Below are 23,178 nucleotides of genomic sequence, written 5' to 3' on the forward strand. Positions count from 1 at the left end.
GAATTGTTCCGATTTAACAGTCGGGTGCTTGAACCAGCCCCCAGCCGTAATTCACATCCCGCCCATTTTCGCCCAGATCCTTGGATTTCCGGCGCAGGCTTTGGCGGATTGCTTTGGCACCAGATGCCCCGCGCGCCATCGCCTGAGCCGCCAACGCGGTCACAATTGGTGCCGCAAAGGAGGTGCCAGAGGCGTAGCTGCCCTTGCGCCGCTTGGCGACATAGAGGTCGACACCGGGGGCGGCGAATTCAATATGGCTGCCCCGGTTGGCCTTGCGGTAGCGCCGGCCGGCGGCGTCTACGGCGGTCACTGCAATCACATTGGGATGGGCGGCGGGGTAGAGGGCTGTGCTGCTGCTGCCATTGCCCGCTGCAGCAATCAGCACGCTGCCTTTGCGGGCGGCCTGTTGCATCAGATCGCCCATTGCTTCATTCACAGGGCCTGCAAAACTCATGTTGATCAGTCGCACCCGTTGCCCGATCAGCCAGTCCAGCGCCACCGCCACCCGCTCCACATCGGCCGCTGCCCCACGCTTTTCCTTGGCAAAGGCGGCGACGGCAAACAGACGTGCGCCGGGGCTGAAACCGGCCAAAGGACCCGCAGGGTCCTCCCCCACAATCAGCGCTGCGACAGCGGTGCCGTGATCGGCCTTGTCATGTCTTTCTCCGGCCAGAAGAACCGAGTGCTGGGTCACCGAAGCAGCCGCCAGGGCCGGGTGGTCCAGCGCCAACGGCCCGTCAATTACGCCAATCCGCAGGGCTTTGACACGGCAGCGCCCGGCGTCTTGCAGGCCAAGCATCTGCGGTGCGAACAGCCGGGGCTTGCCCTGTGCGTAGCGGTAAAAACTGTGCAGATCGATGGCCGTCTGAGGCGCAGTTGCCGATAGGATGGCGCGGGCTTGCGGCAGCGAGACGGATTGCAAGTCTAGCAGGGAAACCTGACGTCCCAGATTGGGCAAGCTGCGGCTGCGGATCAGCTGCGCCCCGGCCTGCACCAGGGCTGTGGTCGCTGCATTTGCCTGCCCGATCGGGCCAGAGGTCACAAACTCAAAGCGCCGCCCACGGGCGCGGGCGGCGTCTGCATTGCGTGGCACGGTGGGTGCGGCGCGGTCGTCGTCACGCCCGGCAGCGCTGCCGGAACTGCTGCTACCACCCGTGGGATCACGTGTTGTGCCGGTTCCGGTGCCGCCCGTTGATGTCCCCCCTGTTGAAGTACCCCCTGTTGAGGTGCCGCCCGTTGGGTCCCGCGTCTGTGCCTCGGCACTGGGGGGCAGGGCGAACAGCGCGATCAGAAGAACAGGCAGAAGGGCTGGCAGAACGGACCTCAGGACGGAAGACATCATCGGTTTCACTCCTCTGGCAGCGAAAGGCTTTCGATCAGGTCTGAGGCTTCAAGCACCGCGCGGGCCTCCTCCAGGGTCACCCCTTCCAGCAAGCGCAGCTCGTAAAGGCCCAGCGCCGACGGACCGGCAGCGATCTCTACACCCGCCGCAAGCAACATAGCACGGATCGCCCCCTCGGTTGCGGTCTCCACTAGCGTGATCTCAAAGGCGGCTGCCCCTGCCAGCTGATACCCTGCACCGCTATCGTTCAGACGATTGCCAAAGTAGACCGACTGCCCCACCACAAGCGCCAGCAGAACCGCCGCCGCAAATTGCCAGATCACCGGGCGCACCACGGGGGCTTCAACCGGCGCCATTGCCTGCGTTTCGGCCTCAACCCCGCGCATCAACTGGGCCAACCCAACCTCGCCGGGGCTATAGCCCGTGTCCTCCGTGGCCTCGGCCTGCATGACTTCGCGGATGGCCTTCAGGGCCTCGAGTTCTGCGGCTAATGCGGGATCACCCGACACCGCAGCCTCTACGGCGGCCCGCTCGTCCCCTTGCAATGTGTCATTGGCAAGGAAAGGCAGCAGCGCCTCAATCTCTTGACGGGTCATGGCGCGGCCCTCCCACCTGCGGCGCCCGAAAGGCGCATTCTGCCTTCTAGGCATTTCATCAGCAGCTTCTTGGCGTGATAGATCCGCGTCTTGATGGTGCCCTCGGGGGCATCCACGGTCTCGGCAATCTCGCCGTATGTCATGTCCTGATAAAAGGCGAGGCTGATCGCCTCGCGGTGATCCGGTTTCAGATCGTCCACACAGTGCCGCACATGCGCGGCCTCCTGCGTGGCAGCAACACAGAGTTCTGTGTCGGCACTGTCGTCGATCTGTTCGTCGACCGCGTCGGTCAGGTCTTGCCGCCCGCGTTTGCGGTGCAGATCAATCACCTTCCGGTAGGCTATGCCAAAAATCCAGGTTTGCACTTTCGACCTCCCTTCAAAACGTCCAGCAGACCGCCAGACTTCCAGAAACACGTCATGAAGTATGTCGGCTGACTCGAAGGGATCGTTCAATCTTGACTGAATAAATCTGTAAACCGGCTTCTCCAACGCCTGATAAAGCGCGGCAAGGGCGGTTTTGTCACCAGAGGCGATACGAGGCAAAAGTGGGGCGTGGGGGTCCATGTCTCAATAGGGTCGCGCTGAAATCTCTGGCGTTACCCTAGGACAGAAGCGGGCCTGAGGATAGCCTGCTGTCCATTGCGCCCTGATAATCGAGGTCGCGGTCCAGATCATCGCCCGCAGTGACGCCTGAAATCAGCTGATAGGACAGCAGGTCACGAATGTCGCGCGGGTCACGGATTTTGACCTCTGCCTTGCTCCGTAACGCGGCCAGACGCGCCTTGTCCGATTGCCACAGCGCATCTGCAGCGGCGAGGTCCAGCATCTCCAACCGCAGTTTCGCCCCCAACGGCGCCTGCGCCAGCATTGGCAGGTCATCCGGCAGCACCGTGCCCAAACGCGGATAGCCGCCCATCGTCTGGCAATCTGCCATCAGCACATAAGGCACCCCATCGCCGGTCATCTGGACGTCACCTTGCGTGATGAAATCCGACGCCAGCGAAGCCGCGTCATCTGCGGGGAAGGGCGCACCGTCATGGTTCAGCCGCACACCTTGCCGGTTGGCGGCGGCATCGCGGGTAAAGCTGGTGGCAAGCGCGCGTTCCAAGGTAGCCGGATCAAACAGGCCGGTCTGTGGCCCGGGCATCATCCGCAAGGCGCCGCCTTTGAACCGGTCCGCCTTGGGCAGACGGCGGGGCGGCAGGCTGGTGTCAGAGTCCGTGCCCAGCGGCAGGGTGTCCCCTGCCGCAAGCAGCTTGCCGATGCCCAGACTGGCCTGGCTGGCGACACTGCCCAGCCAAGGCGTTAGATCCAGCCCAGCGGCGAAGCTCAGGTAGCCGTAAACGCCTTCGCTCACCCCGCCAAGGTCCAGCACCTCACCGGGTTGCAGCAGGTGGCTTTCGTTCCAGCCCAGGGGCTCACCGTCCAAGGTGGCGCGCATCGGCGCGCCGGTCAGGGCGAAACGGGTGGGCGCGTCAACGGTGAAACTGCCGCCCATGCCCGCCATTTCGATGGCAGGTAAGACGGCCGGTGCTTCCAGTAGTGCCGCAGCCTCGAACAGGGCCAGCCGATCTGCCGCGCCGCCCGTTGCCACACCCTGACCCATGTAGCCGGGCCGTCCCAGATCCTGAACGGACACCGCAGGTCCGGCGCGTTTGATATGAAGGAGGCCGCTCATGTCAGCACCTCACATTTTGCACCGCCCAAGCCCTCGGCATCGTTGCGCTTCAGGTCGCGATAGGTGTCATGACTGACCTGCTCCAGCCGCAGGGCGTCGCCCTGTCGCAGCAGAAAAGGCTCAGCGCGGTCTTGCACGAAGGGGCGGAAACCGGTCTCGGCGATCTGTCGCCAGCCGGTGGTGGAGGCATTGGTGAACAGCACCATCTGTCGCACCGCCGTTGCAATAGCGCCGGCAGGCACACGGGGTGTCAGGTTGCGCTGTCGTGGCACCTGCCAGCCTTCGGGCAGGTAGCCAAGGTAGGGCTGTCCGGGGGCAAAGCCGATGGCCAGCACCCGCAGCTCCGTTTCTTGGGCCTCTTTCAGGATCTGGGCCTCGCTCAGGCCGCTGACCTCAGCAAATTCGCTTAGCTGCGGACCAAAGTCGCCACCAAAAGCCACAGGGATATGCCAGCGCCGCGTTGGGGCAGGCAGCAGGGCATCGGTTGCAGCCTTAGACAGCACAGGTGTGATCGCGGCCACCAGTGTGGCGCGGTCCAGAACGCTGGGATCAAACTGCACCGACACGGAGGTGAGCGAGGGCACCACATCGCGCACACCCGTCAGCGCCAAGGTCTCTACCGCGCGCTGAAACGCCAGACAGGCAGCCGTCGCCTCAAAAGAGGCGGCCCGGGCGAATCGCACCAGCAGGCTGTCTTGTCCCAAAGGCAAAACCTCGGGCGCATGTGCGGCGCGGAGGGGGGATTGTGGTGTGTCCTGTGTCATAGGGCGGAAAACCTTGCAGAAATCGGGCTGAAAAGGACGGTCTGGTGATCTGTTAGCGGGGTGAAACTACGGTGGGAACCAGAAATCTCTTGACCAAACTCACACTTTGCTGACATTTTGTCAACGTAATGCCAAAAAATTACTTCCAACAGCTAAGCCCGACCGTCGGGCCGAGGAGATGACAATGTTGAAATTCGCCGCAACCTTCGCGCTGGGCCTGGGCCTGGCCGGTGCCGCCACCGCAGACACCTGGGACATGCCGACGCCTTATGGCGACAGCACCTTCCACACTGTAAACATCCGCGAGTTCGCCGCCGATGTGTCCGCCGCCACCGATGGCGCGCTGGAAATCACCGTGCATTCGGCAGGTTCGCTGTTCCCGCACCCGGAAATCAAAAACGCCGTTCGCTCGCGTCAGGTGCCAATCGGCGAATTCTTCCTGTCGCGTCTGTCGAACGAAGATCTGGCCTACGGCGTCGACAGCCAGCCGTTTGTGGCCACCTCCTATGACGATGCGGCGAAACTCTGGGCGGCACAGAAACCGGTGATCGAAGCTCTGCTGGCCAAAGAAGGCCTGAAGCCGCTGTTCTCGGTGCCGTGGCCGGCGCAGGGTCTGTACACCAACGGCGAAGTGAAAACCGTCGATGATCTGGCAGGGTTGCGGTTCCGCGCCTACAACGCTGCGCTGGAAGAGTTTGCAACCCTGGCCAAAGCGGCGCCGGTGCAGATCGAAGCCTCCAACATCCCGCAGGCCTTCGCCACCGGTCAGGTACAGGCGATGATCACCTCGCCTTCCACCGGTGCCAACTCCAAGGCTTGGGACTTTGTCACCCACTACACTCCGATCAACGCTTGGGTTCCGAAAAACATCGTTGTTGTGAACACCCGCGTGTTTGACCGTTTGCCTGCAGAGGTCCAGGCGGCCGTGATGGACGCTGCCGCTAAGGCCGAAACCCGCGGCTGGGAAATGTCCGCTGCCGAAGCCGAAACCAAAACCAAGGTCATGGCCGACAATGGCATCACCGTGGTGCAGCCTTCGGATGAGCTGATGAACGGCCTGCTGGCGATCGGCGCCGACATGGTTGACAACTGGATGAACAGCGCCAGCGAAGACGCCATCTCGGTTCTGAACGACTATAAAGCTGAATAAGCCTAACACATTGGCGCCTTGACCCACCGGTCGGGGCGCTTTTCCAAGAGGGAGGTCCAAATGATCCGACGTGTTCTGGATGGGCTATATTTGACGGCAGGCTGGATTGCGGCGCTGTCGATCTTGTTTATCTGCACCATCGTAACTGCACAGGTCAGCCTGAATATTCTGGCCCGTATCGGAGGGCCCGACCTCTCCTTCACCATTCCGTCCTACGCGGATTTTGCCGGTTTTGCGCTGGCCACGGCATCGTTCATGGCGCTGTCCTACACCCTGCGTATGGGCGGCCATATCCGGGTGAACCTGCTGATCCAGCGCCTTGGCGAAACGCCGCGGTGGCTGCTGGAGATGTTCACGCTGGCCCTTGGCGGTTTCATGGCAGGCTATGCCACCTATTATGCCGCCTCCCTTTTGTGGGAAAGCTGGCACTACGGCGATATGTCCACCGGCATCATCGCCATTCCGCTGTGGATCCCGCAAATGTCGATGGTGGCGGGGCTTGGCCTGCTGACCCTTGCGCTGCTGGACACATTGGTCGAGTCGCTGCTGGCCCGCAAACCCATCCTGAGTGACGAAGGGGCGGAGTAAACCATGACCTTCCTATCCGAACTTTCTGATCCCGCCGTATTCTCCGTCCTGCTGGGCGTGCTCCTTGTGATGCTGGCCGCAGGCCTCTGGGTTGCGCTGTCGCTGATCGTCATGGCCTTTGTTGCCATTGCGTTGTTTTCCAACGCGCCCGAAGGTCTGGTGCTGGCCACCACGCTTTGGGGGCACAGCCACAGCTGGCCCTTGGCCGCGTTGCCCTTGTTTATCCTGATGGGGGAGATCCTGCTGAGGTCCCGCCTGTCTGAGGATATGTTCAGCGGTCTGGCCCCCTGGCTGAGCCGGGTGCCGGGACGCCTGCTGCACGTCAATATTCTGGGCTGCGCAATCTTCGCTGCCGTCTCTGGTTCCTCCGCCGCCACTGCGGCCACCATTGGCCGGATGTCGGTGCCTGAATTGAAAGAGCGCGGTTATCCTGACAGTCTGATCCTTGGCACGCTGGCCGGTTCGGCCACCCTTGGCCTGTTGATCCCGCCCTCGATCATCCTGATCGTCTATGGCGTTGCAACCGAGCAATCCATCGCCCGACTTTTTGTTGCGGGCGTGTTGCCCGGCGCCATGCTGGTGGGCCTGTTTGCGGCCTATGTGGCGCTTCGCGCGGTGATGAACAAAGACCTGATCCCCGAAGAAGGCCCTGCGGTGCCCTTCATGGACAAACTCGCCGCCTCGCGCCGGTTGATCCCGGTCATGTTGCTGATCGGCGGCGTGATTGGCACCATCTACACCGGCGTGGCCTCACCCACCGATGCGGCAGCCATCGGGGTGGTGCTGTCGCTGATCCTCGCCATCCTCTCAGGCGGCTTTGATAAGACCCAGTTCAAAGAGGCGCTGCTGTCGGCGACACGGACCTCGGCGATGATTGCCTTCATCCTGATGGGGGCGGCCTTTCTGGCCATCGCGATGGGGTTCACCGGTATCCCGCGCAATCTGGCCACCTGGATCGGCACCTTTAACCTGTCGCCCTATGCGTTGCTGGCGGTGCTGACGGTGTTCTTCATCTTGCTTGGCTGTTTTCTGGATGGGATTTCGGTGGTGGTGCTGACCACTTCGATCATCCTGCCGATGGTTGAGGCGGTGGGCATCGACCCCTTGTGGTTCGGCATCTATCTGGTGCTGGTGGTGGAGATGAGCCAGATCACCCCGCCGGTGGGCTTCAACCTCTTCGTGATCCAGGGGCTGACCGGCTACAACATTTTGAAGGTCGCCAAAGCGGCATTGCCCTTCTTCTTCCTGTTGTTGCTTGGCGTGCTGCTGATCACCGCCTTCCCGTCCATCGTGACGCTTTTGCCCAACGCGATGGGCAACTAGGCCAGCCACTGCAAAAAGGCAGGTGGCCTCTTACAAAGAGGCCGCCGCCCGACTGGCCTGATCATAAAGGCCCGAAAGCGCCCGCAGCGAGGCCGCCATATCGCGCAGCTCGTCGCCTTCAATCCCGGTGCGCGGCAACACCTCCAGCAGACATTGCTCGCGGACTTCCTTGTAGCGAGTACACAGCGCGCGGCCCTCTGCCGAGGTCTGATAAAACACCTCTTTGCCGCGCTTTTCACTGTCCAACAGCCCCATCTTCAGCAGTTTGCGCAGGGCATAGTTCACCGTGTGGGTGTCTTCCACATTCAGCAGGAAGCAAATGTCGCTCAGTCGTTTCTCACGATCCCGGTGGTTGGTGTTGTGCAGCACCAGCACCTCTAGTGGCGACAGTTCCGGCATGCCGGCAGCGCCCATGCAGCGGGTCATCCAGCGATTGAAGGCGTTGTGGATGATGATCAGACCGTATTCCAACTCCGACATCTCCCAGCCGTCTCCCTCGGCCAAGTGGCGGGAGGAAACGATGCGGCGCTTGCCGCTGGCGTCGGGTTTGGGCGTGTCGGTCATTGGGGGATCCTGCGATACGGAGATTTACCCTGACATTTTGTCAACGATGTGCGGGGTTCGCAATGATGCTACGACCTCATTTTGTCAAAATCCTTGAACAGGTGTTTCGCATACGCGCCTTTTTCCGCGAAAATTTTCGCATTTGCACCGGTCACACAAATTTCACTCGCAATGTTAGCGCTAATATGATTAATCCGCGTTAGCGCTAGCAAGGCTTGAGTCGCCTTGCCCACAGCATTTTCGACCCGATGTCCGAAAAGGAGACAGACATGACCACGAAACTTGCCATCAACGGGTTTGGCCGCATCGGCCGCTGCGTTTTTCGTGCGTGGATCGAATCCGGTCGCACCGACATTGAAATCGTTGCCATCAACGATCTTGGCCCCGTGGCCACCAATGCCCACCTGCTGCAGTTTGACTCGGTTCACGGGCACCTGAACGCCGACATCCAAGTTGAAGACGGCGCGCTGGTGGTAAACGGCAAACGCATCCGCGTCACCGCCGAACGCAACCCCGAGGATCTGCCCTGGGGTGATGTGGACATCGCGCTGGAATGCACCGGCATCTTCACCAAACGTGAAGCGGCTGCGAAACATCTGGAAAATGGCTCCAACAAGGTGCTGATCTCGGCCCCCGGTGATGGCGCTGACCGCACCGTGGTTTACGGCGTTAACCATGATGAGCTGACCGCCGAGGATGTGGTGGTTTCCAACGCCTCCTGCACCACCAACTGCCTGGCCCCTGTGGCCAAGGTGCTGGATGACGCCTTCGGGATTGAGACCGGCTACATGACCACTGTGCACGCCTACACTGGTGATCAGCCGACGCTGGACACCATGCACAAGGATCTCTACCGCGCCCGTGCCGCGGCGCTGTCGATGATACCGACCTCCACCGGTGCAGCCCGCGCCGTGTCGCTGGTTCTGCCGCATTTGAAAGGTAAGCTGGACGGTTCCGCCATCCGCGTCCCGACCCCGAACGTATCGGTTGTCGACCTGACCTTCATGCCGAAGAAAGGTGTGACCGTGGAAGAGGTCAACGCGGTGATCGCTGATGCCGCCGCCGAAGGCCCGCTGAAGGGTGTGCTGGCCCGCAATGACCTGCCGCTGGTCTCCAGCGACTTCAACCACAACCCGCATTCGTCGATTTTCGCGGAGGACCAGACCAAGGTCACCGACGGCGGCATGGTGCGGGTGCTCAGCTGGTATGACAACGAGTGGGGCTTCTCGAACCGGATGCTCGACACGGCCACCGCTATGGCCGCCGTGGGCTCCGCCGCGCAAGCCGCCTAAGGCGCGTTGTCTTTATGGGATTGCAAAGGCCGGGGCATCAGCCTCGGCCTTTTGCGTTGCGGGCGGGGGCCAGCGCGCAATCATGGGGCGGAGGCCCTACTGAAACGCTCTATTTCCGCGTCACCTTGAACCGGCTGGTTTGACGATAGGTCTCACCGGGGTGCAGCAGGATCGACGGGTAACCGTTCTGGTTCGGCGCGTCCGGCCAGCGTTGGGGTTCAATCGCCAGCCCAGCGTTTGTCCCATAGGGGTGCGGGTGATGGCCCAGCCCGGTGGACAGGCCAGCGCCATCGTAGACCTGCAACCCCGGCTCGGTCGTGGCCACGCTCAGGCGCAGCGCCTCGGTTTCCAGGGTGCAGACCTCACGCAGCGGGGCAGGTGCGTCCGACAGGCAGAAGTTGTGGTCCAGTCCCGTTTCGCCGCGCAACACCGGCGCCGCCTCGCGGTGGTCAAATTCCGTGTCCGCCACAGAGGCAGCGGCCCCCGTTGGGATCTGTTCCGCATCTACCGGCAGATAGCGGTCCGCATCCACCTGCAGCTGGTGGTGGTGCAGGTTAGGGCTGCCGTCGAGTGTCCAGTAGCTGTGATGCGCCGGATTGCAAAAGGTGGCTTGTTCCGCCTGCGCTTCGATATCCAGGCTAAGCGCGCCATCCTCTTCCAGGGCGTAGCGGGCCTTCAGCGTGACGGGCCCGGGCAGGCCGCCCGTGCCGTCCAACATGGTCAGGATCAGGGTGCAGGAGGTTTCTCCATGCGCCAGAATGCGCCAGTTCTGGGTGCCACAGCCCTGTGTGCCGCCATGCAGGGTGGTCACACCGTTCTCATTGCGCTCCAGCGCGATTTCTTGGCCTCCGAGCGGGGCGCGACCCTTGGCGATCCGGTTGGCCACTGGTCCGACAATGGCTCCGAAGTAGCGCATCTCGTCCAGATAGGGAGCAAAATCCGGCGCCCCAAGGACCAGCGAATGCGGCACACTCTCCAGCCGGAAATCCTGCAGGCTGGCCCCCCAAGTCATCACCCGCGCCGTGACGCCCGCCCGCTGCAACGTGACAATTTCAACGGTTTCGCCCCCGGGGGTGGCGCCAAAAGCGTGGCGGGTGTTCATCTCTTCGGCCTTCATCTGTTATCGCTCACATGAAGGCGTGGGTTCCGAGGGCTGTCAATGCTGCGGCGCGGGAAAGGTGCGGATTAGCCTGTCACAGCAGGTAAATACGGCGTCATCCAGCCGAGCGACGCCTCGGTGGACCCCTGAGGGCGATACTCCGCCCCCAGCGGGGCGGTGTGGCCCAACGCGGCGAGGTGGCGGAAGATATGCGGATAGCGCAGTTCCCCCAGATCCGGTTGGCCCCGTCCGGGGACGGCGGCAAACTGGATGTGGCCGATCCGCGGCAGCAAGCGGGTCAGACGGTTGCAGATATCACCCTCCATCAGCTGCACATGGTAACAGTCAAACATCAGTTTGAGGTTTTCAGCCCCAACCTGATCCATGAGGGCGATGGCCTGATCGGTGGTCTTCAGGAAATAGTTCGGTGCGTCATAGCTGTTGAGTGGTTCAATCAGGATGGTGATGCCATGCTGCGCCGCCGCCGCGCAGGCATAGCGCAGGTTCGCGGTGAAACAGGCCTCGGCCTCTGACCCTGTTGCATCGCCGGCCATCACATGGACATTGCCGGTGCCGGTTGCTGCTGCGTAGTCCAGTGCCTGATCGATTGCCGAGCGGGCTTCGGCAACACGGCCGGGCAGCGCAGCGAGACCGAAATCCCCTGCGGCCAGATCGCCCGGTGCCGTGTTCAGCCCCAGCATTGGCAGGTCGGTTTCGGTCAGGGCGGCGTGGACCTCGGCAGGGTCGAAGGCATAGGGGAAGTGGCATTCGACTGCTGCGAAACCGGCAGCTTTGGCGGCGTGAATGGCGGCGGGCAGCGGCAGGTTGGACCAGAGAAATCCCAGATTGGCGGAAAAAGTGGTCTGTTGTACGCGCATCAACGACTCCTGTGCTGACCCGTTGAATGCCCCGCGAAGGACCGCGAGGCAAGGGGGACAAATCGGGTTGACATGGAATGGGCGCCAAAGCATCTTCGCGCCACGTCGGGGGAGTCCCACCTAGGGGACTGAGAGGCTGACAGGGGCAAAGGCAACTTTGCACCGGCGACGCGACCCTTAGAACCTGACCCAGTTGACACTGGCGTAGGGAGACCAAGGGGTGCATTGCGTCCTTTGGGCCGCTATTGGGCCCTGTTTTCTGGGGACCGGTGCGGTCTCTTTCTACCTCATCGTTTGGCTTGGGTCTTTTCGAGTCTTGAACCTTGAGGAGACACCAAATGAGCACTGAACCGAAAACCTCGGACGCGCCCACCCCGCAGATTTCCACTGGCGGCCTGCCGGCCTCTTCCAAAATTTACATGCATGGTCAGTTGCATGACGTGCAGGTGCCGATGCGCCAGATCCACGTCGGCGGCGGCGAGGCCCCGCAGGTGGTCTATGACAGCTCCGGCCCCTACACCGATCCGGCGGCCGAGATCGACATTCGCAAAGGTCTGGAGGACAAGCGCGGCAGCTGGCTGGCGGCACGCGGCGATGTTGAGGAATATCAGGGCCGGGACGTGACGGATGCGGACAATGGCTTTGCCAAGGGCGATAAGCTGGTGCCTGAGTTCCCCGCTATCCGCCCGCCCCTGCGCGCCAAAGGCGACAAGGCCGTGACCCAGCTGGCCTATGCCCGCGCCGGTATCGTGACCCCAGAGATGGAATTTGTTGCCATCCGTGAAAACAACGGCCGGATTGAAGCCTGGGAAAAGGCCCGTGACGGACATGACTTTGGCGCGGCCATCCCCGATCTGGTGACGCCCGAATTCGTCCGTCAGGAAATCGCTGAAGGCCGCGCAATCATCCCCGCCAACATCAACCACCGTGAGCTGGAGCCGATGATCATTGGCCGCAACTTCTTGGTCAAGATCAACGCCAATATCGGCAACTCTGCCGTCACCTCCTCGATGGAGGAAGAGGTGGAGAAAATGGTCTGGGCGATCCGCTGGGGCGGCGATACGGTGATGGACCTGTCGACCGGTCGCAACATCCACAACATTCGCGAATGGATTATCCGCAACGCGCCGGTGCCGATCGGCACAGTGCCGCTCTATCAGGCGCTGGAAAAGGTGAACGGTATTGCCGAAGACCTGACCTGGGAAGTGTTCCGCGACACCTTGATCGAACAGGCGGAACAGGGCGTCGATTACTTCACCATCCACGCCGGTGTGCGTCTGCATATGGTGCCGATGACCGCGAAACGGGTGACAGGGATTGTGTCACGCGGCGGCTCGATCATGGCCAAATGGTGCCTGCATCACCACAAGGAGAGCTTCCTTTACGAGCATTTCGATGAGATCTGCGACATCTGCCGCAAGTATGATGTGTCTTTCTCGCTGGGGGACGGGCTGCGCCCCGGCTCCATCGCGGACGCCAATGACGAAGCACAGTTTGCTGAGCTGGAGACGCTGGGCGAGCTGACCAAGATCGCCTGGGCCAAAGACTGTCAGGTGATGATCGAAGGGCCGGGCCATGTCGCCATGCACAAGATCAAGGCCAACATGGACAAACAGCTGGAGCATTGCCACGAGGCGCCGTTCTACACGCTTGGGCCGCTGACCACCGATATCGCGCCGGGCTATGACCACATCACCAGCGCCATTGGGGCGGCGATGATCGGGTGGTACGGCTGCGCGATGCTCTGCTACGTGACGCCGAAGGAACACCTTGGCCTGCCCGACCGCGACGATGTGAAAACCGGCGTGATCACCTACAAGCTGGCCGCCCATGCCGCCGATCTGGCCAAAGGCCATCCGGGCGCGCAGGAACGTGACGATGCGGTCAGCCGCGCCCGGTTTGAATTCCGCTGGGAGGATCAATTCAACCTCTCGCTGGATCCCGATACGGCCCGTGACTTCCACGATGAAACCATGCCGAAAGAGGCCCATAAGGTGGCGCATTTCTGTTCCATGTGCGGGCCCAAGTTCTGCTCTATGCGGATCAGCCATGACATCCGCGCCGAAGCCGAAAAGGTCGATGGCTTTGCTAAGATGGCGGCGAAGTTCCAGGAAGGGGGCGAGCTCTACGTGCCCGCCGATCAGGTTGCGGATCAGGTGGAACCGGCAGAATGATCTGCACGGTTTTGGGGGCTGGTGTGGCGGGGCTCTGCGCCGCCACAGCCCTTGCCGAACGGGGCGCAAACGTCACCGTAATTGATCCCGGTGCGGTGGCACCGGCCTCCTCTCTGGCGGGCGGCATGCTGGCGCCGATGTGTGAGGGCGAAAGCGCGCCTGACACGGTGGTCACAGCCGGGCGCGGTGCGGCGGAATGGTGGGAGGCGCGGATTGGGCCGCTCACCCGGCGCGGCACCTTGGTGCTGGCACCCGCCCGCGATCAGGCCGAGCTGAAACGTTTCGCGCGCGGAACATTCGGTTACGAATGGGTTACGCCTAACCAATTGGAAACCGGTTTGGAGGCGCGGTTCGCTCAGGGGCTTTTCTATGCGGAAGAGGCTCATATGGACCCGCGCCGCGCCCTGTCTTTGCTGAAAGAACGGGCCAAGGGGCTGGGGGTGCGTTTCACCGCCCGCGGTCGGGCTGAGGGGCAGGTGATCGACTGCCGGGGCTGGGCCGCGCGGGATTTGCTGTCCGATCTCAGAGCGGTGCGCGGCGAGATGCTGCTGGTTGAAGCGCCCGACGTGGATCTCAGCCGTACCCTGCGTCTGCTGCATCCGCGGTTTCCCTGTTACATCGTCCCGCGTGGTCTGGGCCGTTACATGATCGGCGCCACGATGGTCGAAAGTGACGACAGTGGCGCGATCACAGGCCGTGCAGTGATGGAGCTGCTGTCTGCCGCCTATACCGTGCATCCCGGCTTTGCCGAGGCGCGGGTGCTGGAATGTGGCGCGGGGCTGCGTCCGGCCTTTCCTGACAATATCCCTGCGATCCGCCACATTGGCGGGCGCATTCATCTGAACGGTATGTTTCGCCACGGGTTCCTGATGGCGCCTGCCTTGGCGGAACAATTGGGCAATGACCTTATGGGAGGGCTGCAAAATGCGGGTTGAAGTGAATGGTGAAGGCATGGTGCCGCGGGCGAATACGCTGGCGGAATTGCTGCTGGATTGCGGCTTTGAGACCGCTGCAGTGGCCACCGCAGTGAACGGGCAGTTTGTGCCACGTGGCGCGCGCGTAGGTCACAGATTGGCTGATGGCGACCGGATCGAGGTTCTGTCGCCGATGCAGGGGGGCTAAGCGATGTTTTACGGTGTCACGCTCAACAGCCGCCTTATGCTGGGGACGGCGCAATATCCCTCCCCGGCCATTCTGCAACAGGCCATCGCCGCCTCAGGGGTCGAGGTCATCACGGTGTCGCTCAGACGTGAGGGGCGGGGGGGCGCGGATTTCCGGCGTCTGATCGCTGAAACCGGCTGCCGCATTCTGCCCAACACGGCGGGGTGCCACACAGCGGCCGAGGCCGTGACTACCGCGCATATGGCACGGGACGTGTTTGGCACCAACTGGATCAAGCTGGAGGTGATCGGCCACGCTGACACGCTGCAACCTGATCCCTTTGCCCTGGTCGAAGCCGCACGCACTCTGTGTGCCGACGGGTTCGAGGTGTTTCCCTACACCACCGAGGATCTAATCCTAGGTGAAAAACTGGTTGAGGCAGGCTGCCAGGTCTTGATGCCCTGGGGCGCGCCTATCGGATCGGGGCAGGGGCTGCGCAACATCGAAGGTCTGCGCAGCATGCGGGCGCATTTTCCGGACATCCCCTTGGTGGTAGATGCCGGGATCGGGGCGCCGTCGCAGGCGGCGCAAGCGATGGAACTGGGCTATGACGCGGTGCTTTTAAATACGGCCGTGGCCAAGGCGCTGGATCCCGTGGCGATGGCAGGGGCCTTTGGGCAGGCCGTCAGCGCAGGGCAGATGGCGGCAGAGGCTGGACTGATGCCGCGGCGCGATATGGCCGCCGCCTCAACCCCTATTTTTGGATTGGCAGAACTATGAAGGATAAGACCGTGTTGGATCCGTTCTATTTGATCGTTGGCCATGTCAGCCAGCTGGAGCTGCTGGTGCCGCATGGGGTGAAGCTGGTGCAGCTGCGGCTCAAGGGGCTGTCGGACGCAGAGCTGCGGCGGCAGATTGCCCGGGGGCGCGACCTTTGCGCCGTGCATGGGGCGCAACTGGTGGTGAATGACCACTGGGAGTTGGCGCTGGAGATGAATTGCAATTTTGTGCATCTGGGGCAGGAGGATCTGGATCAGGCGGACCTGAAGGCCCTGCGCCGCAATGACGTGCGTTTTGGCATCTCCACCCACGATGAGGCCGAACTGGAGCGGGCGCTGGCCTGCGATCCCGCTTATGTGGCATTGGGGCCAGTATATGAAACCAAACTGAAAAAGATGCCCTGGGCACCGCAGGGGCTGGGGAAGCTGAGCCGTTGGAAACAGGCGGTGGGCGACCTGCCCTTGGTGGCGATTGGCGGGTTGACGCCCGCGCGCTTGCCGGGTGTGTTTCAGGCCGGGGCGGATTCAGCGGCGGTTGTCACCGACATCCAACTGGCCGATAACCCCGAGGCACGCACGCTTGAATGGCTGGAGGCCACCAGATGAACCGATATGCCCGCCAGGAACAATTACCCGAGGTCGGCCCCGAAGGACAGGCGCGGTTGCGTGCTGCGCGGGTGCTGGTGGTGGGTTGTGGCGGGCTGGGCTCGGCGGTGATCCCGGCGCTTGCGGGCGCAGGGGTGGGCCATCTGCATCTGATGGACGCCGACCGCGTTGAGGAAAGCAACCTGCACCGCCAGACGCTTTACCGGATGGAGGACATCGGCCGCGCCAAAGTGGTGGCTGCGGCGGGGGCGATCTTTGCCCTGAACCCTGACCTGTCGGTGTCGATGCAATGTGCGCGGCTGGATGCGGGCAATGTTGCTTCGGCCTTGGAAGGGGCGGATCTGGTGGTGGATGCGGCGGACAGTTTTGCCGCGACCTATTGCCTGTCGGATGCCTGCCGCACGGCGGGGGTGCCGATGATTTCGGCCTCGGTTCTGGGGACATCGGGCTATGTCGGTGGGTTTTGCGGCCCGGCCCCGTCTTACCGTGCGGTCTTTCCAGACCTGCCGGTGCAGCACCGCAGCTGCGCCGAAGCGGGGGTGATGGGACCGGCGGTGGCCACATTGGGCGCGATGCAGGCGCAGATGGCGCTGTCGTGCCTGCTGGGGCTGGATCCCGCGCCATTGGGGCAAATGGTGCAGGTTGATCTGGGCTCTTGGCGGCTGTCCTCGTTCCGGTTTGACGGCGCAGAAGAGGTGCCTGGCCATGGTTTTGTCGCCCTGTCGCAACTGACCACGGCGGACCGTATCATTGAGCTGCGCCCCGAGGATGAGGCCGCTCTGGCGGCGCCAGGGGCGGAGCGTTGGTCGATTGAGCGGCTGGGCGCTTTGCCCTCTTATGCGGGGCGCACGGTGCTGGCGTGCCGGTCAGGCTTGCGGGCCTGGGCGGCGGCGGATCAGCTGGCAGCTTTGGGCCACCGCGATCTGGCCTTGATGGCGGCAGGCGACAGCTAAATGGCCGTTTTGATGATCGGCGGCATGGACAGTTCTGGCGGCGCGGGGCTGTTGCGGGATTGTGCGGTGGCGGCGCGTTTTGAGGTGCCAGCCCGTGTAGCTGTCACAGCGGTGACGGCGCAGACCGACAAGGCGGTTTTACAGGCCGACATTTGCGCCCCTCAGATGGTGCAGGCCCAGATCCGTGCAGCGTTTCAGCTAGGCCCCGTTGCGGCTGTCAAAATCGGGATGTTGGGCAATGCTGCGGTTGTGCGGGCTGTGGCCGAGGCCTTGCGCACGGAATTGTCTGCCAATGCTTCCACCTCTGTGCCAGCGGTGCTGGATCCGGTGATCGAGTCCTCTTCCGGCAAGGCGCTTCTGGACGGGGCGGGGCTCGGAGAACTGACCCAACTGTTGCCGCAGGTCGATCTGGTGACGCCGAACCTGCCGGAACTGGCCCGATTGGGGCAGGTGCTGGGCGCGGAGGATCCGGTTGCGGCCCTGTTGCAGGCTGGCGCTGGGGCAGTGTTGGTCAAAGGCGGCCATGACAGCGGCGCCGAGGCGGTGGATCGGTTGGTCACGTCGGATCAGATCACAACTTTCACGGCTCCGCGCCTGCCCGGCACTCGCCGTGGCACCGGCTGCACCCTGGCGGCGGCGATTGCCTGTGGGCTGGCCGTGGGGCAGAGCTTGCCTGGTGCCGTGAAACAGGCCAAGGCCCATGTGACCTCCTATCTGCGGGCGGCCTGATCCGGCCCACGCCTCAATGGAAATCGCGACTGGGAAACAGCCGTTTCGCCTGTTCGCGTGGGTGCCTGGCCCCAGAGCGTGGCGGTTTGCCTGCGCTGCGGCGCGGGGGGCGTGGCGCGTCGTCCGCCTGTGGCAGCGTTTCGCCAATGTCGGGCGCCAGCGGGTGGCCAAGGGCGGTCAGCCGGTGCGATTCATCGCTGATGTGATGGGCAATGAGATGGGTCACAATGCCTTCGCGCTGCAAATGCCCGCTGACCCGCAGCAACCGCCCGCCCATGACAACGGCGCGAAACTGTTCATACATCTTGGGCCAGACAATCACATTGCTGACCCCGGTTTCATCCTCCAACGTCAGGAAAATCACCCCCGAGGCGGTGCCGGGCCGTTGCCGCGTGATGACCAGCCCGCAGACTGTGCAATTGCCCAGAGGCGCGCGGTGCAGATCGGAATGCAGCGTCAGATCGGGCATGTCGGGGCGGATCAGCTCCATCGGGTGGGCCTTGAGGCTGAGGCGGGTGGTGACGTAATCCTCCACCACTTCTTCGCCCAGATGCATCTGCGGCAGCTCCACATGCGGCTCGACAATGCCTTCGCCATCCAGGGGATCGTTGAACAGCGGCAGCGGCGCGGGGGAGCGGATGGTTTTCACCTGCCACAGCGCATCGCGGCGGTTAAGGCCCATGCCAGAAAACCCGTCCGCCTCGGCCAGCCTTTCCAATGTGGCAGGTTTGATCCCCGCCCGTAGCCAGAGGCTTTCGGGGTCGGGGTAGCCATTGCCACGGGCGGCAACGATCCAGCCGGCGTCTTCTTCCTTCAGGCCCTTGATCTGGCGAAATCCCAACCGCAGGGCCAGGCTGCCATCGGGGCGGCGCTCCAGCGTGTTGTTCCAGTCGGAATGGTTCACACAGATCGGCCGCAGTTCAATCTGATGCTCCCGCGCATCGCGTACGATCTGGGCCGGGGCGTAAAACCCCATCGGCTGGGAATTCAGCAGGGCGCAGGCAAAGACCGCCGGGTGATGTCGCTTCAGCCAGGCCGAGACATAGGCCAGCATGGCAAAGGCGGCGGCGTGGCTTTCGGGGAAACCGTATTCGCCAAATCCTTCGATCTGGCCGAAACACTGCAGGGCAAAGGCTTCGTCATAGCCGCGGTCCAGCATGCCGTTTACAAAACGGTCGCGGAAGGTGCCGATGGTGCCCATCCGCCGGAAGGTGGCCAGTGACCGGCGCAACCGGTCGGCCTCTTCGGCGGTGAAGCCTGCCGCCACCACGGCAATCTGCATCGCCTGTTCCTGAAACAGCGGCACACCAAGGGTTTTGCCCAGAACCTCGCGCAGCGCCTCAGACGGGAAGCTGACTTTTTCGCGGCCCTGACGGCGGTTGATATAGGGGTGGACCATATCGCCCTGTATTGGGCCGGGGCGCACAATCGCCACCTCGATCACCAGATCATAGAAGGTGCGCGGCCGCATCCGGGGCAGGAAGTTCATCTGCGCCCGGCTTTCGACCTGAAACACCCCGATGGCATCGGCAATGCACAGCATGTCATAGGTTGCCGGATCTTCCTGCGGCACCGAGGCGATGGAGAGCTGCTGGCCCTCATGTTCGTGCAGCAGGTCAAAGCTTTTGCGGATACAGGTCAGCATGCCCAGGCTGAGAACGTCGATTTTCAGGATCCCCAGCGCGTCGATGTCATCCTTGTCCCATTCGATGCAGGTGCGGTCGTCCATCGCCGCGTTTTCGATCGGGCACAGCTCATCCAGCCGGCCCCGGGTGATGATAAAACCGCCGACATGCTGGCTGAGGTGGCGGGGAAAGCCGATGACCTCCCCAATCAGCCGCACGGTCTGGCGCAGGCGCAGGTCCTGCAGATCCAGCCCCAGCTCCTGCATCCGGTCCGGATCCGGCCCCTTGCCGGACATGCCCCAGATCTGGCTGGACAGGCCAGCGGTCACGTCCTGGCTGAGCCCCATGACCTTGCCCACCTCACGGATCGCCGCGCGGGACCGGAAATGGATCACCGTGGCACAGAGGCCCGCCCGTTCGCGGCCGTATTTTTCATAGATGTGCTGGATCACCTCCTCGCGCCGTTCATGTTCGAAATCGACGTCAATATCCGGCGGTTCCCCGCGGTGTTCCGAGATGAAACGCTCAAACACCATCGTGATCGTATCCGGCCCCACATCGGTGATCCCCAGCGCGTAACACAGGACCGAGTTCGCCGCCGAACCGCGCCCCTGACAAAGGATATCAAGGCTGCGGGCATAGGCGACGATATCGTGCACGGTCAGGAAATAGGCGGCAAAGCCCAGCTTGCCGACCATGCGCAGCTCTTTGTCTTTCAGCGCGGTGACATGATCTGGCACACCCGTGGGGTAACGCCGTTGCAGGCCTTCCGTGGCCAGCCGCGCCAACCGGTCCTGCGGTGCTTCGCCACTGTCGCTGACCTCATCGGGGTAGCTGTAGGACAGTTCGCTCAGATCAAAGGTGCAGCGGTTGGCAATTTCCACCGCGCGGCGGATGGCGGCGGGGTGACGGCGGTAGAGGCGGGCCATATCGGCGGCGCCTTTCAGGCGGTGTTCGGCGTTGGGCAGGGCGCGGGTGCCGATCTCATCAATGGTGATATGGTCGCGCATGCAGGTCAGCACATCAGCCAGCTGCCGCCGCGACCCGTGGTGCATCAGCACATCGCCCACCGCCACCATCGGTGTGGCGCAGTGGTGGGCCAGACGGGCGCAGCGGTCAAACCACATCTGATCGCTGCCATCATAGCGTGGGGCTGCGCCCAGATAGACATGGCCGGGAAACTGCCGCGCCATCCGTTTCAGCGGGCGACTGGCCTGCGCAAGCGGCTGGTCCTTGGGCGGCAGGGCAATGAAGATCATGTCTTCGCCCGCCGCCAGCACATCCTCCAGATCGAGATGGCAGTCGCCTTTCTCTGCCCGCCGTTTGCCCAGTGTCAGCAGCCGTGACAGGCGGCCATAGGCGGGCAGGCTGCGGGGCAGGGCGATCCAGTCAAGGATGCAGTTGCGCAGCACCAGACGGCTGCCGACAATCAGACGCGGCAGGGCGGGGCTGCCGGGATGTTCCGGGACTGGGATCGGATTGCGCGGGCCAATTTCCTGGCGCGAACATTGATCCACCCGATGTTCCGAGCGGATCTGGATCGCCTCTTCTTGCTGTTTCTCTTCCTGCGCCCGTTTCAACTCCTTCAGCGCTGACCAGGCCCGCACCACACCGGCCAGCGAGTTGCGGTCGGTGATGGCTATCGCCTCCAGCCCCAGTTCGGCGGCGCGGGTGACCAGTTCCTCGGGGTGGGAGGCGCCGGTGAGGAAGGTGAAGTTCGAAGTCACCGCCAGTTCCGCATAGGGCGGCACCGGCAGGGCGCGGGTGGTCTGGCGGTCTGCTGTCTTTGCGGCGGCGGCAGGGGCGGTCATGCGAACTCCCCCTGGACAAACCAGCCGGGGTTTTGGGGCGTATGGTACAGCCACAACCGGCGGCCCTGTCGGGTTTCCACCCGCCAGTAATCGCGCACGCCGCTTTGCCAGTCCTCAGACGGCAGCCACCATTCCGGCGTCAGCCGTTCCGGGCCTTCAACGTGGCCCCGTTCCAGCCGCATCCCGCGCCAGCGGAACTGGCGCGGCGGTTCGCGGCCCGGGCCCACGGCCTGACCGCCAATCGGCTCTGGTGCAAACAGCCGCAGGGGGCGCGGTGGCAGGGCGGTGGGACGGGGCCATTTCTCGACCGGCTCACTAAAGGCGGCGGCAGCCAGAATATGGGCGCGTTCAGGGATATGGCTGTCGGCGGGCAGGAAACGCTGCACGTTTTCCAGCCCAATCCGGGTGCCCAGCTTGGTGATCAGACTGGCCACCCCTTCCTCTTCGCTCTGGCGGATGGCGCTTTGGATCTGGGCGGGCGGCAGCGCCTCGATCCGTGGGGCGCCAAGGCGCAGCTGGTCAATGCCATAGCCGGCCTCGACCGCATCAACGCCGCGTTCAAACAGCGGCAGGATCACGGCGGGGTCGTTCATCGCGCGGGCCAGCCGCAGCTCAACCTGCTGGCTGGCCTGATCCACCCGCCGCAGGGTCAACTGCAACACCCGCGCGCCCATATCCTGCGCGCGCAGCCGCCCGCACAGCCCCTCCAGCAGCCGTGCCAGCCCCGCCATCACATCGGCGCTGAGGCCAATGGGTTCGGGCAGGGTCAGCCGCACGCCGTAGCGTGGCGGGTCCGGCAGCGGGGTCAGCGGTTCGCCCTGCACCCCAAGCGCCTGGTCCAGCCGCATCAGCACCCCGTTGCCAAAACGGCGGCTGAGCGGTGCACGCGGCGTGTCGTGCAGGTCGCCGACGGTGCGCAGCCCCAGCCGTTCCAGTGCCACGCAGGTCGGCCCGTCCAATCGCAGCGCCGCCACCGGCAATGGTCGCAGGGTGGGCAGGGGATCGCCGGGCGCGGCCACCCCTTCGTCAAAATGTGCCAGCGCCCAGGCGGCGCCACGGCTGTCGGCCAGCCCGATCCGGGCCGCAATACCCGCACGGGTCAGCCGCATGCGCATATCGGCCAGCATCTCACTTTCGCCGCCAAACAGATGGGTGGAGCCGCTGACATCCAGCACCAGCCCATCGCGCCCCTCCACCCCGACCCAGGGGCAGTAGCGCCCCGCCCAACGGGCCAGCGCGCGTAGGAACTGCTGGTCCAGCTCGGGTGTGGCGGGGCGGGTGATCAGATCGGGACGCAGAGCGCGGGCATCAGACAGGGTCATGCCCTGCATCAGCCCCAGATGCTGGGCCTGCCCGCTGAGACAATAGAGCCGTTCTGTGTTGCTTTCGCGTAAGGTCAGGGCAAAGGGCGGCTCAGCCGTGGATTGGGCGCACTCCAGCGGGTGCTGGCGTAGCGCGCGATCGCTCGCCAGTCTCGGAAACCACAATGACACGGTGCGCCGCTGCATCCCAATCCGTTACCCAACTTGCTAATGTTCCTGATTTGTTCTTGATAATATCCCACCGTTGCCGAGTCGAGTCGAGTCCCGCATTTGGCTCTTTTTGCGGACGGTCAGCCTGGGGCTGTCCACGTGGGGCCAGAGGGGTGCAATGCCAGCGGGTTTCGGCGGCGTTGCTGCCCATGCCTTCGGGCATCAGAATCAAGCCGGTGGCGCGGCCCGCCTCTGCTGCCAGTTGCAACCGCCGCCCGTGGGTCAGGCTAAGTGGTTCATAAATTTCGCAAATCACCAGCCCCATCGCGCCTGAACGCAGCGCCTCTTCGGCGGCGGCTAGCAGATCTACCTGCGCCTTGGCCTTGGCCAAGAGGAGGCGGGTTGGGTCGCAGTATTGGGCCAGCCCAACCGGATTGAGCTGCTCCGGCGCCCAGTCCGGCGCAATCCACAGCGTCGGTTTTGCACTTTGGTTACAGCAGCTTGCCGCAAAATACGTCGCGCCGGGGCCGCAAACCTCATGGGCGCGGCCTCGCTTCAGCGGGTAGACGGCAGTGAAATCGGCAGACATGTGTTTCCTGTTTGTTCTTTTCTTAAGGATGGCTGAGTCGCGGCAAAATTCAAGAGGGGCAAA

General features: G+C 63.3%; 22 protein-coding genes and 1 riboswitch. Of the genes, 11 read left to right on the plus strand and 11 right to left on the minus strand.

What is annotated here, in order from left to right; all coding sequences use genetic code 11:
- Positions 1 to 13: 13 nt before the first annotated feature.
- The 5 genes from SIC14_RS09850 to SIC14_RS09870 are packed head-to-tail and all read right to left on the minus strand — an operon-like array spanning position 14 to position 4,382.
- A complete protein-coding gene (locus SIC14_RS09850; protein WP_412565652.1) occupies positions 14 to 1,342 on the minus strand; it encodes a S8 family serine peptidase in 1,329 nt (442 codons plus the stop codon).
- Between the two features lie 5 nt (positions 1,343 to 1,347).
- Entirely contained in the window at positions 1,348 to 1,938 is a 591-nt protein-coding gene (locus SIC14_RS09855; RefSeq protein ID WP_412565653.1) for an anti-sigma factor family protein, read from the minus strand.
- Positions 1,935 to 2,504, minus strand: coding sequence for an RNA polymerase sigma factor (locus SIC14_RS09860; protein WP_412565654.1), 570 nt, complete (start codon positions 2,502 to 2,504; stop codon positions 1,935 to 1,937). The genes SIC14_RS09855 and SIC14_RS09860 overlap by 4 nt, the downstream gene beginning before the upstream one ends.
- Before the next feature lie 37 nt (positions 2,505 to 2,541).
- Positions 2,542 to 3,618, minus strand: a complete 1,077-nt coding sequence (locus SIC14_RS09865) for a biotin-dependent carboxyltransferase family protein (RefSeq protein WP_412565655.1) — start codon at positions 3,616 to 3,618, stop codon at positions 2,542 to 2,544.
- Positions 3,615 to 4,382 carry a 5-oxoprolinase subunit B family protein gene (locus tag SIC14_RS09870; RefSeq protein ID WP_412565656.1) on the minus strand — a complete coding sequence of 256 codons (768 nt, stop codon included), beginning with the start codon at positions 4,380 to 4,382 and terminating at the stop codon, positions 3,615 to 3,617. The genes SIC14_RS09865 and SIC14_RS09870 overlap by 4 nt, the downstream gene beginning before the upstream one ends.
- Positions 4,383 to 4,566: 184 nt before the next feature.
- Here SIC14_RS09870 and SIC14_RS09875 point away from each other — a divergent pair, with 184 nt between their 5' ends.
- The 3 genes from SIC14_RS09875 to SIC14_RS09885 are packed head-to-tail and all read left to right on the plus strand — an operon-like array spanning position 4,567 to position 7,443.
- Positions 4,567 to 5,532 carry a TRAP transporter substrate-binding protein gene (locus SIC14_RS09875; RefSeq protein WP_412565657.1) on the plus strand — a complete coding sequence of 322 codons (966 nt, stop codon included), beginning with the start codon at positions 4,567 to 4,569 and terminating at the stop codon, positions 5,530 to 5,532.
- Positions 5,533 to 5,592: 60 nt separating this feature from the next.
- The gene (locus tag SIC14_RS09880) at positions 5,593 to 6,120 is read left to right on the plus strand and encodes a TRAP transporter small permease (protein WP_412565658.1); all 528 of its coding nucleotides are present in this window, start codon (positions 5,593 to 5,595) and stop codon (positions 6,118 to 6,120) included.
- A 3-nt stretch (positions 6,121 to 6,123) separates the two neighbouring features.
- Positions 6,124 to 7,443 carry a TRAP transporter large permease gene (locus SIC14_RS09885; RefSeq protein ID WP_412565659.1) on the plus strand — a complete coding sequence of 440 codons (1,320 nt, stop codon included), beginning with the start codon at positions 6,124 to 6,126 and terminating at the stop codon, positions 7,441 to 7,443.
- Between the two features lie 30 nt (positions 7,444 to 7,473).
- On the opposite strand, the gene SIC14_RS09890 is transcribed toward SIC14_RS09885, so the two are convergent.
- On the minus strand, positions 7,474 to 8,007 hold the full coding sequence (locus SIC14_RS09890; protein WP_412565660.1) for a winged helix DNA-binding protein: 534 nt from the start codon (positions 8,005 to 8,007) through the stop codon (positions 7,474 to 7,476).
- 269 nt (positions 8,008 to 8,276) lie between these two features.
- Here SIC14_RS09890 and gap point away from each other — a divergent pair, with 269 nt between their 5' ends.
- Positions 8,277 to 9,299: a type I glyceraldehyde-3-phosphate dehydrogenase gene (gap, locus tag SIC14_RS09895; protein ID WP_412565661.1), complete on the plus strand. Its 1,023-nt coding sequence runs from the start codon at positions 8,277 to 8,279 to the stop codon at positions 9,297 to 9,299.
- 109 nt (positions 9,300 to 9,408) lie between these two features.
- On the opposite strand, the gene SIC14_RS09900 is transcribed toward gap, so the two are convergent.
- A complete protein-coding gene (locus SIC14_RS09900) occupies positions 9,409 to 10,416 on the minus strand; it encodes an aldose epimerase family protein (protein ID WP_412565662.1) in 1,008 nt (335 codons plus the stop codon).
- Positions 10,417 to 10,484: 68 nt separating this feature from the next.
- Positions 10,485 to 11,276, minus strand: a complete 792-nt coding sequence (locus tag SIC14_RS09905; protein ID WP_412565663.1) for a hydroxypyruvate isomerase family protein — start codon at positions 11,274 to 11,276, stop codon at positions 10,485 to 10,487.
- Positions 11,277 to 11,373: 97 nt separating this feature from the next.
- Positions 11,374 to 11,504, plus strand: a riboswitch (TPP riboswitch).
- Positions 11,505 to 11,614: 110 nt separating this feature from the next.
- Between SIC14_RS09905 and thiC the strand changes: the two genes are divergently transcribed.
- The 7 genes from thiC to SIC14_RS09940 are packed head-to-tail and all read left to right on the plus strand — an operon-like array spanning position 11,615 to position 17,618.
- Complete coding sequence (thiC, locus tag SIC14_RS09910) at positions 11,615 to 13,450, plus strand: phosphomethylpyrimidine synthase ThiC (RefSeq protein WP_412565664.1); 1,836 nt, start codon at positions 11,615 to 11,617, stop codon at positions 13,448 to 13,450.
- The gene (locus SIC14_RS09915; RefSeq protein ID WP_412565850.1) at positions 13,450 to 14,385 is read left to right on the plus strand and encodes an FAD-dependent oxidoreductase; all 936 of its coding nucleotides are present in this window, start codon (positions 13,450 to 13,452) and stop codon (positions 14,383 to 14,385) included. The genes thiC and SIC14_RS09915 overlap by 1 nt, the downstream gene beginning before the upstream one ends.
- Complete coding sequence (gene thiS / locus SIC14_RS09920) at positions 14,375 to 14,572, plus strand: sulfur carrier protein ThiS (protein WP_412565665.1); 198 nt, start codon at positions 14,375 to 14,377, stop codon at positions 14,570 to 14,572. Before SIC14_RS09915 ends, thiS begins: the two co-directional genes overlap by 11 nt.
- 3 nt (positions 14,573 to 14,575) lie before the next feature.
- Positions 14,576 to 15,331 carry a thiazole synthase gene (locus SIC14_RS09925; RefSeq protein ID WP_412565666.1) on the plus strand — a complete coding sequence of 252 codons (756 nt, stop codon included), beginning with the start codon at positions 14,576 to 14,578 and terminating at the stop codon, positions 15,329 to 15,331.
- A 14-nt stretch (positions 15,332 to 15,345) separates the two neighbouring features.
- Positions 15,346 to 15,936 (plus strand): thiamine phosphate synthase, encoded by a 591-nt coding sequence (locus tag SIC14_RS09930; protein ID WP_412565851.1) that lies wholly within the window; start codon positions 15,346 to 15,348, stop codon positions 15,934 to 15,936.
- Positions 15,933 to 16,889 (plus strand): HesA/MoeB/ThiF family protein, encoded by a 957-nt coding sequence (locus SIC14_RS09935; protein WP_412565667.1) that lies wholly within the window; start codon positions 15,933 to 15,935, stop codon positions 16,887 to 16,889. Before SIC14_RS09930 ends, SIC14_RS09935 begins: the two co-directional genes overlap by 4 nt.
- A complete protein-coding gene (locus SIC14_RS09940; RefSeq protein WP_412565668.1) occupies positions 16,890 to 17,618 on the plus strand; it encodes a hydroxymethylpyrimidine/phosphomethylpyrimidine kinase in 729 nt (242 codons plus the stop codon).
- Positions 17,619 to 17,631: 13 nt separating this feature from the next.
- Here the strand turns inward: SIC14_RS09940 and SIC14_RS09945 are convergent, their stop codons facing one another.
- From SIC14_RS09945 to SIC14_RS09955, 3 genes are read right to left on the minus strand one after another with little or no spacing between them, the layout of a single operon-like run.
- Positions 17,632 to 21,054: an error-prone DNA polymerase gene (locus tag SIC14_RS09945; RefSeq protein WP_412565669.1), complete on the minus strand. Its 3,423-nt coding sequence runs from the start codon at positions 21,052 to 21,054 to the stop codon at positions 17,632 to 17,634.
- A complete protein-coding gene (locus SIC14_RS09950; RefSeq protein WP_412565670.1) occupies positions 21,051 to 22,562 on the minus strand; it encodes a Y-family DNA polymerase in 1,512 nt (503 codons plus the stop codon). The genes SIC14_RS09945 and SIC14_RS09950 overlap by 4 nt, the downstream gene beginning before the upstream one ends.
- Entirely contained in the window at positions 22,468 to 23,115 is a 648-nt protein-coding gene (locus SIC14_RS09955) for an ImuA family protein (protein ID WP_412565671.1), read from the minus strand. Before SIC14_RS09955 ends, SIC14_RS09950 begins: the two co-directional genes overlap by 95 nt.
- Positions 23,116 to 23,178: the final 63 nt, after the last annotated feature.

The sequence above is a fragment of the Thalassobius sp. MITS945101 genome (assembly GCF_047123305.1).
GTDB lineage: Bacteria > Pseudomonadota > Alphaproteobacteria > Rhodobacterales > Rhodobacteraceae > Thalassobius.

What these genes read in the sequence shown, in the direction of transcription:
- SIC14_RS09850 (WP_412565652.1), bottom strand. Translation starts at nt 1,342, where the DNA reads ATGATGTCTTCCGTCCTGAGGTCCGTTCTGCCAGCCCTTCTGCCTGTT.
- SIC14_RS09855 (WP_412565653.1), bottom strand. Translation starts at nt 1,938, where the DNA reads ATGACCCGTCAAGAGATTGAGGCGCTGCTGCCTTTCCTTGCCAATGAC.
- SIC14_RS09860 (WP_412565654.1), bottom strand. Translation starts at nt 2,504, where the DNA reads ATGGACCCCCACGCCCCACTTTTGCCTCGTATCGCCTCTGGTGACAAA.
- SIC14_RS09865 (WP_412565655.1), bottom strand. Translation starts at nt 3,618, where the DNA reads ATGAGCGGCCTCCTTCATATCAAACGCGCCGGACCTGCGGTGTCCGTT.
- SIC14_RS09870 (WP_412565656.1), bottom strand. Translation starts at nt 4,382, where the DNA reads ATGACACAGGACACACCACAATCCCCCCTCCGCGCCGCACATGCGCCC.
- SIC14_RS09875 (WP_412565657.1), top strand. Translation starts at nt 4,567, where the DNA reads ATGTTGAAATTCGCCGCAACCTTCGCGCTGGGCCTGGGCCTGGCCGGT.
- SIC14_RS09880 (WP_412565658.1), top strand. Translation starts at nt 5,593, where the DNA reads ATGATCCGACGTGTTCTGGATGGGCTATATTTGACGGCAGGCTGGATT.
- SIC14_RS09885 (WP_412565659.1), top strand. Translation starts at nt 6,124, where the DNA reads ATGACCTTCCTATCCGAACTTTCTGATCCCGCCGTATTCTCCGTCCTG.
- SIC14_RS09890 (WP_412565660.1), bottom strand. Translation starts at nt 8,007, where the DNA reads ATGACCGACACGCCCAAACCCGACGCCAGCGGCAAGCGCCGCATCGTT.
- gap (WP_412565661.1), top strand. Translation starts at nt 8,277, where the DNA reads ATGACCACGAAACTTGCCATCAACGGGTTTGGCCGCATCGGCCGCTGC.
- SIC14_RS09900 (WP_412565662.1), bottom strand. Translation starts at nt 10,416, where the DNA reads ATGAAGGCCGAAGAGATGAACACCCGCCACGCTTTTGGCGCCACCCCC.
- SIC14_RS09905 (WP_412565663.1), bottom strand. Translation starts at nt 11,276, where the DNA reads ATGCGCGTACAACAGACCACTTTTTCCGCCAATCTGGGATTTCTCTGG.
- thiC (WP_412565664.1), top strand. Translation starts at nt 11,615, where the DNA reads ATGAGCACTGAACCGAAAACCTCGGACGCGCCCACCCCGCAGATTTCC.
- thiS (WP_412565665.1), top strand. Translation starts at nt 14,375, where the DNA reads ATGCGGGTTGAAGTGAATGGTGAAGGCATGGTGCCGCGGGCGAATACG.
- SIC14_RS09925 (WP_412565666.1), top strand. Translation starts at nt 14,576, where the DNA reads ATGTTTTACGGTGTCACGCTCAACAGCCGCCTTATGCTGGGGACGGCG.
- SIC14_RS09935 (WP_412565667.1), top strand. Translation starts at nt 15,933, where the DNA reads ATGAACCGATATGCCCGCCAGGAACAATTACCCGAGGTCGGCCCCGAA.
- SIC14_RS09940 (WP_412565668.1), top strand. Translation starts at nt 16,890, where the DNA reads ATGGCCGTTTTGATGATCGGCGGCATGGACAGTTCTGGCGGCGCGGGG.
- SIC14_RS09945 (WP_412565669.1), bottom strand. Translation starts at nt 21,054, where the DNA reads ATGACCGCCCCTGCCGCCGCCGCAAAGACAGCAGACCGCCAGACCACC.
- SIC14_RS09950 (WP_412565670.1), bottom strand. Translation starts at nt 22,562, where the DNA reads ATGCAGCGGCGCACCGTGTCATTGTGGTTTCCGAGACTGGCGAGCGAT.
- SIC14_RS09955 (WP_412565671.1), bottom strand. Translation starts at nt 23,115, where the DNA reads ATGTCTGCCGATTTCACTGCCGTCTACCCGCTGAAGCGAGGCCGCGCC.